Genomic DNA, 7140 nt, shown 5'->3' with positions numbered 1-7140 from the left:
CCAGAACCTACAACCCATAACAACTTAAATAAGACATAAGATGTAAGGCTTAAGACATAAGGATAAACTTGTCAAGCTGGACGCGTTTCAACTTCTTATCCTATAATAGATCGTATGGAATCCTGAGACAAGCTCAAAATGACCAACTATTAAATTATAAGAATAGCATGATTATCACATTCTCAAATTAACTCATTATCTCATTCACCAATTTATGACATCAATACAAACTCCGGTTAAACCCAATACAAAACCTATAGAAGATCAATATAACGCCTATACAATTCCAATACAATGGCCATATAACCGCTATACAACATCAATAGAAATTCAACTCGAAAAGGTCAGTCAAGGGACATTTATGAATTTAAGAGGACAAATACTTTTAACAATTAATCCCAGAATTTTAAATTCCTATTATATTTGAAACAAACCATTTAAATATGTTTACTGCTAAATATCCGCAACGCATCATCTGCTTAACTGAAGAAGGGACTGAATTATTATATGCCATAAATCAACAGCATCGTTTGGTTGGGATCAGTGGATTTACTTATCGTCCTCCTCAAGCGCGAAAAGAAAAACCAAAAATTTCTACATTTTTAGATGCGAAATACGACGACATTATAGCATTAAAACCTGATTTGGTAGTTGGCTACTCGGATTTACAAGCAGATGTTGCTGCTGAATTGATTCGACGAGGGATTGAGGTTTATCTCTTCAATCATCATACTGTGCAAGGTATTTTAGATTTTGTTCTAAAATTTAGTTCATTGATAGGGAATAGTCGTGATGGCCAGCGATTGATACAAACCTATCAAGAAAACTTAGAACATGCCTATCAAATGGGAAAAAATCTTCTCTTCTCCCCTGTAGTTTTTTTTGAAGAATGGGATGATCCTATTATGAGTGGATCGACTTGGGTAATGGAACTGATTGAGATTTGTGGTGGTACATTGGCTATCCCCGAATTAAAACCCCATTTCCATGCTAAAAATCGCATCACGACAACTGAACAATATATCCAATCGAATCCTGATTTGATTCTTGGTTCATGGTGTGGAAAAATGTTTAAACCCGAAAAAGTAATAGAACGAGAAGGTTTCGATCAGATTACTGCTGTACAACATCAACAAATTATAGAAATTAAATCAGAATTGATTTTGCAACCAGGTCCAGCGGCATTAACCGATGGTTTAGCTCATCTGCAAAAATTTATCCATGATGCCTCGGAATATTATGCAAGTTATTAATTTAAAGTGACATCTAGAAGTTCATGGATTAAAAGTTCGAATTTGGAATAATGATGATTCTTTCTTTTAATTTATCATTGACACTTACGTTTGTCCCATAACTAAAGGCTCTTTAACTCCATAACTCAAATTTTAAACAACTTTTAATCTTTATTTCCTATTTATCTAACTTCCATCTAAAATCTTTTACTTGATTAATATGCATAACCATGTACATCTTAATAATTGGCACTCCTCCACACAGAACTATTAAATGTAAGATGCAAGGTCTAAATTAGTTATTACCAAAAATAAAATGAAAAGCGAATCCTAAAATTCGCTTTTTGACCTTTTTATTTTGTTAAATCAATTTCGTTATTTTCATAAAAATAAAGAATATCAAATTCGTTATATCTTGATAAGACACCATCATAATAACTTTTTTCAATCACTTGTCTATAATTATTGACTGAAAGTGAACGATCAAAAAATCGATCCAATAAAAACAACTGTTTAAATGGATTCTTCGAATGATCATAATTCTTTAAAATCTTCACTTGTTTAGTTTTAAAACGATCAAAATCATAACTTGTATTTAAATTGGAATCTAGGACGACATTTTGAGAAACAATACTATCCAAATTATTATTAGCATTAAAATAATACACATATTCAATTCCATAATCTGAATAAATACTATTCGAAACGTCTGTCCAATAAATTATTTTTTTGTTTAATCTATCGTTTTGATAAAAATACTTTGTACGAGTATCTGAACCTTGTATTTGACTAATAAGATATTCTTTGGAAGAAATTATTTTATTGTTTTCTACAACAAATTCAGCTCTAAAATTACTAACATAAGAATCTAATGTATTCTTTTTAAGTCTCAGAACTTTATTATCATTATATTGATATTCCTCGTATCGAGTCGAGTCAAATAATGAAGAAGTCGTATGTCCATTAGGTAGAGAGACAAAACCACCTAAAACTTGAATTGGTAAATTATTTTCTGAATATTTAATTTTAACAAGTCCATAATCCATTGGCCATATAGGAGCTTCCGATAAAAATCTATAATTAAATGAATCCGGCAGAATTAATGAATTTTCATTTGAATTAAAATCGTCATCATTATGATCTGTACATGATAGAAGTAAAAATGGTAATAAAAAGTAAAAGAGTTTTTTCATAGATTTTTTGGCAAAAATAAAGGTTTTTATTTAAAAAAGTCATCATTCAACATATCTAATCAGTTTATTTAAAACCAACATTTCTGTGTAATTTAGTATGTGAGTTACAAGTCATTTACATTTTATATAAAAAAAAGCGAACCTACGATTCGCTTTTCATTTTATTTCAATTCAACATACCTTATTTGTTTTATCAAGACAAGAATTACAACAACTGTAATAATCGTCATTGAACCTCCGAATATAATCGCTGGAACGAGCCCTAAAAATGTGGCCGCAATTCCACTTTCTAATGCACCTAATTCGTTGGACGAACTCACAAAAATTGAATTCACGGATGAAACTCTTCCTTTTAAATTTTCTGGGGTTTTGATTTGTAGAATACTTTGACGAATCACCATTGAAACCGCATCAAATGCACCGGCTAACATTAAAATTGCAAAACACAGGTAAACATTTCGCGTCATCCCAAACGCAATGATACATCCTCCAAAAAGTGCGACTGCACCTAATAATTTTGGCCCAACATTTCCTTTCAACAACATCGGAATCGAAGATAAAAAGAACATCATAATCAATGAGCCAATTCCATGTGCTGAACGTAGAAAACCAAATGTTTCTGGTCCTTGTTTTAGTACTTTTTCGACGAAAGCAGGCAATAGCGATTCTGCTCCACCAAAAAAGACCGCAAACATATCTAAACTTAAGACGGCTAAAATAATGGGCGTCGCCCAAATGAATTTTAACCCTTCTTTAATGCGTTGCATGGCCGATTCTGTGGATTCTGCTTCCGATTGCTCAGGTGGTTTTGGTGCAATTAATAAAATCATGACCATTGATACACACATAATCACAAAGGCTGTAATTAAAGCGGCTTCAATTCCAAATTGCGCCAACAATAATCCACCAGCTAACGGTCCTAATACCGATCCAATCATAAAGGCTGAAGACGATAACGGGATCGCTTTGGTATAATTTTCTTTGCGCACCACTAAAGCTAACAATGCAAAAAGTGATGGTCCACTGAAGGCTCGTGTTAATCCTAAAATAAAAAAGGCTAAATAACACACCCCTAAATACACCGGAATTCCGATTTGACTGCGAATGGATTCTAAGTTGACGAACATCAACACAAACGACGTGATCATGTAACATCCAATGCAAATCACTAAAATTTTTCGTTTGTCTAATTTATCCACCAATTGGCCGGCATAAAATGCCGTTAACAGAATTGGGGCAAATTCAAACAATCCGATTAATCCTAAATAAATCTCTTTTTGCGTAACCTTAAAAATCTCATACGCGACCGAAGTACTTTGGATAAATAATGCAAAAATCAAGGAAAAGCGTAAAAAGATAAACGGTATAAATTCTTTGTTCTTCCAAACGGAAGGAACTTTTGGAGTTGTACTCATAAATATTCATAGATATAAAGTAAATTTACATTGTTCTACGCATTTATGGATGGTTGAACCAGAAATAATTCACGTCTTATTTATGAAAAAAATTATAGTCTCTGCTGTTTTCATTTGTTCTTGTCAAGCCGAATTACCAAATGATCCTTACACTTCATTTTTTACTGAAACAGATCAGACTTTGATTGAAAGTATAGAATTAACACCTTCGTCGAAGGATGATATTTTTATTCTCAATCAAGATTCAACCTATACCAAAATTGAAAATTCATCCACATTTTCTGTCGGAGAAATTGAACCTAAAGGAGATTCTCTGTTCTTTCATTCGAAAAGTATGACCAATCAGAATCTATTTCTTCACTATGAATTAAAAGAAGAACATGCCAAACATCTAACGATAAAAAGTTATGATAAGACAGGAAGACCCATTGAAAATTTAGAGGTTATTTTAATCTCCGACCAACAACGCGATACAAGTCATTCCAAACAAGGGCAATTCACTATTCCGCACAATTTATACGATACTATTGTTTTTCCTCAACTGGAAAAACTTACGGCTCGAAAACATCGTTTACCGCTATCCTCACGCAAGAATTTAATGCTTTATTTCGATATCAATCAAGAAATTTTACAACCAAAACTGACCGACTTCAGGTATCAACCTCATGAAATTTTTGTTTTGTTTCATTCATTTGATGAAATGTTTAATCATAACCTCACTAAATAAAAAGGCTTTTGGTACCAATGAACTAAAATTCTATTTGAAATAGAAAAACCTCTTGAATAAATTATACTTTTATACCTAAAATTTTCGGAAATGAATGAACTGATTTATCGCAATGCTGAAAGAGAAGATTTGGAACGAATTGTAGCGATTTATAATTCAACAATTGCCTCTCGTCTTGTTACCGCTGATACCGAACCCGTAAGTGTAGAAGACCGTTTGCCTTGGTTTCACGCCCATAATGCCGATAAAAGACCACTTTGGGTGATTGAGAATACAGCAAATGAAATCATCGGTTGGGTGAGTTTACAATCTTTTTATGGTCGTCCAGCTTATGATGGGACGGTTGAGATAAGTATTTATATGGACGAAAACCAACGTGGAAAAGGTTTAGGACAGCAAATTTTGAGGGATTGCATCGAAAAATCCAAAGCATTAGGGGTAAAAACGTTATTGGGCTTTATTTTCGCACATAATGTACCGAGCATCAAATTGTTTCAACGTTTAGGGTTTGAAGAATGGGCATTATTTCCCAATATCGCAGAGATGGATGAACAAGAGTATAGTTTAAAGATTTTAGGGAAACGTATTCAGTAAAGGGTTTAAAATTTTCGATAAATTAAGCATAATATCTTTTATCTGTAATCTTTTCTATATCGTTTACTAATCCCTTTATTATATTAAACATAATATAGTAATGTCACAATGATCAATACAGAAACTAATATTATCATAGCTATTTTTTCTCTTTTATTCGAATTTGGAAATTTATAGATGGCAGCTGCGATTACAAAAACCGTTAATAATATTCGATATAATTCTTCAAGGTCCATTGGTATAAAAACTTCAATTAATTTTTTAATATAACTAAATATTAATCAAAACACTGAAATTTAGTTATATTAAATGAAAAAGCGAAACCTCATCGGTTTCGCTTCTCTTTTATCTTGTATTAGAATAATACCTTATCCTCTTTTCTTAATTCTTCTAAATACTTCTTTTTATTGTCACGGTAAAATAAATTCATCGTTTCGAATGGAATCATTTTTAAGTCTTTGTCTACAATATGTACACACGATTTCTTCACGGCGCGCACATCAAAATCATACGCATCCATAAAATTCATAATAATGATTCGGAATAAATTGTCGTATTCTAAATTGGGCGCACAAACCCCTGGCAAACAACATAACAATTGATCCACTTTGGGTTGCACCTTATCCACCGAAATTCCCGTACTAAAAATATCCAACAATTGCATTTTCAATCCTTCATCTTGCTCGTAAACAATTGTATTTTTAGATTCATTGTTCAATAAATCAGCTGGATTGATGTAGCGTGTTAAAGGAATAACCTCATCCTCTAATTTTAAAATATACCCCATGGCTAAGGCATCGGGATTACACGGAACGGGAATAATATCGTCTCCATTTAAAAGGGGATATTGTTGAATAATTTCTTGACGAACTTCGGTTAATGTAATTTTTTCGTGAACCGAATCCGATTTATTTCTTCCTGCAATTTCAACCGGTTGAAACGTTACACCACGCACACATTTTTGTTTCAATGCAAAATCAATAATTTTTCCGATTTCATCTACATTTTTTCCATGTTCTAAGACAACTACTAACGTGGTCGAAAGGTTTAAAGCATTTAATTTTTCCAACGCTTTCATTCGAACATCGGTCAAATCTTTCCCTCGAAATTCTTCTAATACTTCAGGTTTGAAGGAATCAAATTGCAGATAAATTTCAAATTCAGGGGCGTAAGTCGCTAATTTTTCTGCAAATCCTGGATCATTGGCAATCCGAATTCCATTGGTGTTTAACATTAAATGCTTGATGGGTTTTGTTTTCGCAATATCCAAAATCTCGAAAAATTGGGGATGTATCGTAGGTTCACCTCCACTTAATTGAACCACATCCGGTTCACCTTCATTTTTCACAATTGTATCCAACATCGCTTCAATTTGTTCCAACGTACGATGAGAACCGTAATGTGGGGAAGACATAGCATAACATGTAGGACAAGTTAAATTGCAACGGTCGGTCACTTCAACCACCGATAAACACGAATGTTGTTCGTGATCAACACACAATCCGCAATCGTAAGGACATCCATAATCGACATCAGTTCCAAAATGATGCGGCATTTCAGAAGCTTTATTATAATTTCTGATGTTTTTGTAATATTCGACATCAGATGCAATTTTTGTTTTGAAAAACCCATGATCTGGACATCTTTTGGTCATAAAAACATGGTCATCTTCAATAATGATTTTTGCCCCCACGCGTTTTAAACATTCTGGGCATAGCGAAATTGTATAGTCGTAGTAAGTATAGTTTCTAACTGGCATAAAAAAGATATAAGAAATTGAATGAGTTCATCTGAAAAGTTTAATTGAAACCAACTCCACAGATTATTCCTGAACACAGCAGCACAATTAAATAAGTGATCAGAAAAAATATAACGTAATATTGAAAGGATTGTTGATGATTTTTACTGGAGTCGATCACAAATTTAACGAATGTAATAATCGCACTCATAAAGGCTCCTATAGCAAGCGCGATAAGAAT

Annotated in this window: 6 protein-coding genes; 3 read left to right on the top strand and 3 right to left on the bottom strand. The window is 32.9% G+C overall.

The features are described from left to right. Positions 1–443: 443 nt before the first annotated feature. Complete coding sequence (locus AC1QSP_RS14065; RefSeq protein ID WP_484079219.1) at positions 444–1253, top strand: ABC transporter substrate-binding protein; 810 nt, start codon at positions 444–446, stop codon at positions 1251–1253. Positions 1254–1585: 332 nt separating this feature from the next. Here AC1QSP_RS14065 and AC1QSP_RS14060 read toward each other — a convergent pair whose 3' ends face one another. Further along, positions 1586–2425, bottom strand: a complete 840-nt coding sequence (locus tag AC1QSP_RS14060) for a hypothetical protein (protein ID WP_484079218.1) — start codon at positions 2423–2425, stop codon at positions 1586–1588. 161 nt (positions 2426–2586) lie between these two features. Continuing rightward, positions 2587–3840, bottom strand: coding sequence for an MFS transporter (locus tag AC1QSP_RS14055; RefSeq protein WP_484079217.1), 1254 nt, complete (start codon positions 3838–3840; stop codon positions 2587–2589). Positions 3841–3922: 82 nt separating this feature from the next. Between AC1QSP_RS14055 and AC1QSP_RS14050 the strand changes: the two genes are divergently transcribed. Together AC1QSP_RS14050 and AC1QSP_RS14045 are read left to right on the top strand one after the other, a co-directional pair. Further along, a complete protein-coding gene (locus AC1QSP_RS14050; protein WP_484079216.1) occupies positions 3923–4567 on the top strand; it encodes a hypothetical protein in 645 nt (214 codons plus the stop codon). Between the two features lie 90 nt (positions 4568–4657). Next, entirely contained in the window at positions 4658–5161 is a 504-nt protein-coding gene (locus AC1QSP_RS14045; protein WP_484079215.1) for an N-acetyltransferase family protein, read from the top strand. Between the two features lie 355 nt (positions 5162–5516). On the opposite strand, the gene AC1QSP_RS14040 is transcribed toward AC1QSP_RS14045, so the two are convergent. Further along, complete coding sequence (locus tag AC1QSP_RS14040) at positions 5517–6920, bottom strand: radical SAM protein (RefSeq protein ID WP_484079214.1); 1404 nt, start codon at positions 6918–6920, stop codon at positions 5517–5519. Positions 6921–7140 lie beyond the last annotated feature (220 nt).

It is taken from the genome of Faecalibacter sp. (assembly GCF_057177045.1).
This window is presented reverse-complemented; position numbering and strand designations above follow the sequence as displayed.

Coding starts and splice junctions, on each gene's coding strand:
- AC1QSP_RS14055 (WP_484079217.1), bottom strand. CDS start 3,840: ATGAGTACAACTCCAAAAGTTCCTTCCGTTTGGAAGAACAAAGAATTT.
- AC1QSP_RS14050 (WP_484079216.1), top strand. CDS start 3,923: ATGAAAAAAATTATAGTCTCTGCTGTTTTCATTTGTTCTTGTCAAGCC.
- AC1QSP_RS14065 (WP_484079219.1), top strand. CDS start 444: ATGTTTACTGCTAAATATCCGCAACGCATCATCTGCTTAACTGAAGAA.
- AC1QSP_RS14040 (WP_484079214.1), bottom strand. CDS start 6,920: ATGCCAGTTAGAAACTATACTTACTACGACTATACAATTTCGCTATGC.
- AC1QSP_RS14060 (WP_484079218.1), bottom strand. CDS start 2,425: ATGAAAAAACTCTTTTACTTTTTATTACCATTTTTACTTCTATCATGT.
- AC1QSP_RS14045 (WP_484079215.1), top strand. CDS start 4,658: ATGAATGAACTGATTTATCGCAATGCTGAAAGAGAAGATTTGGAACGA.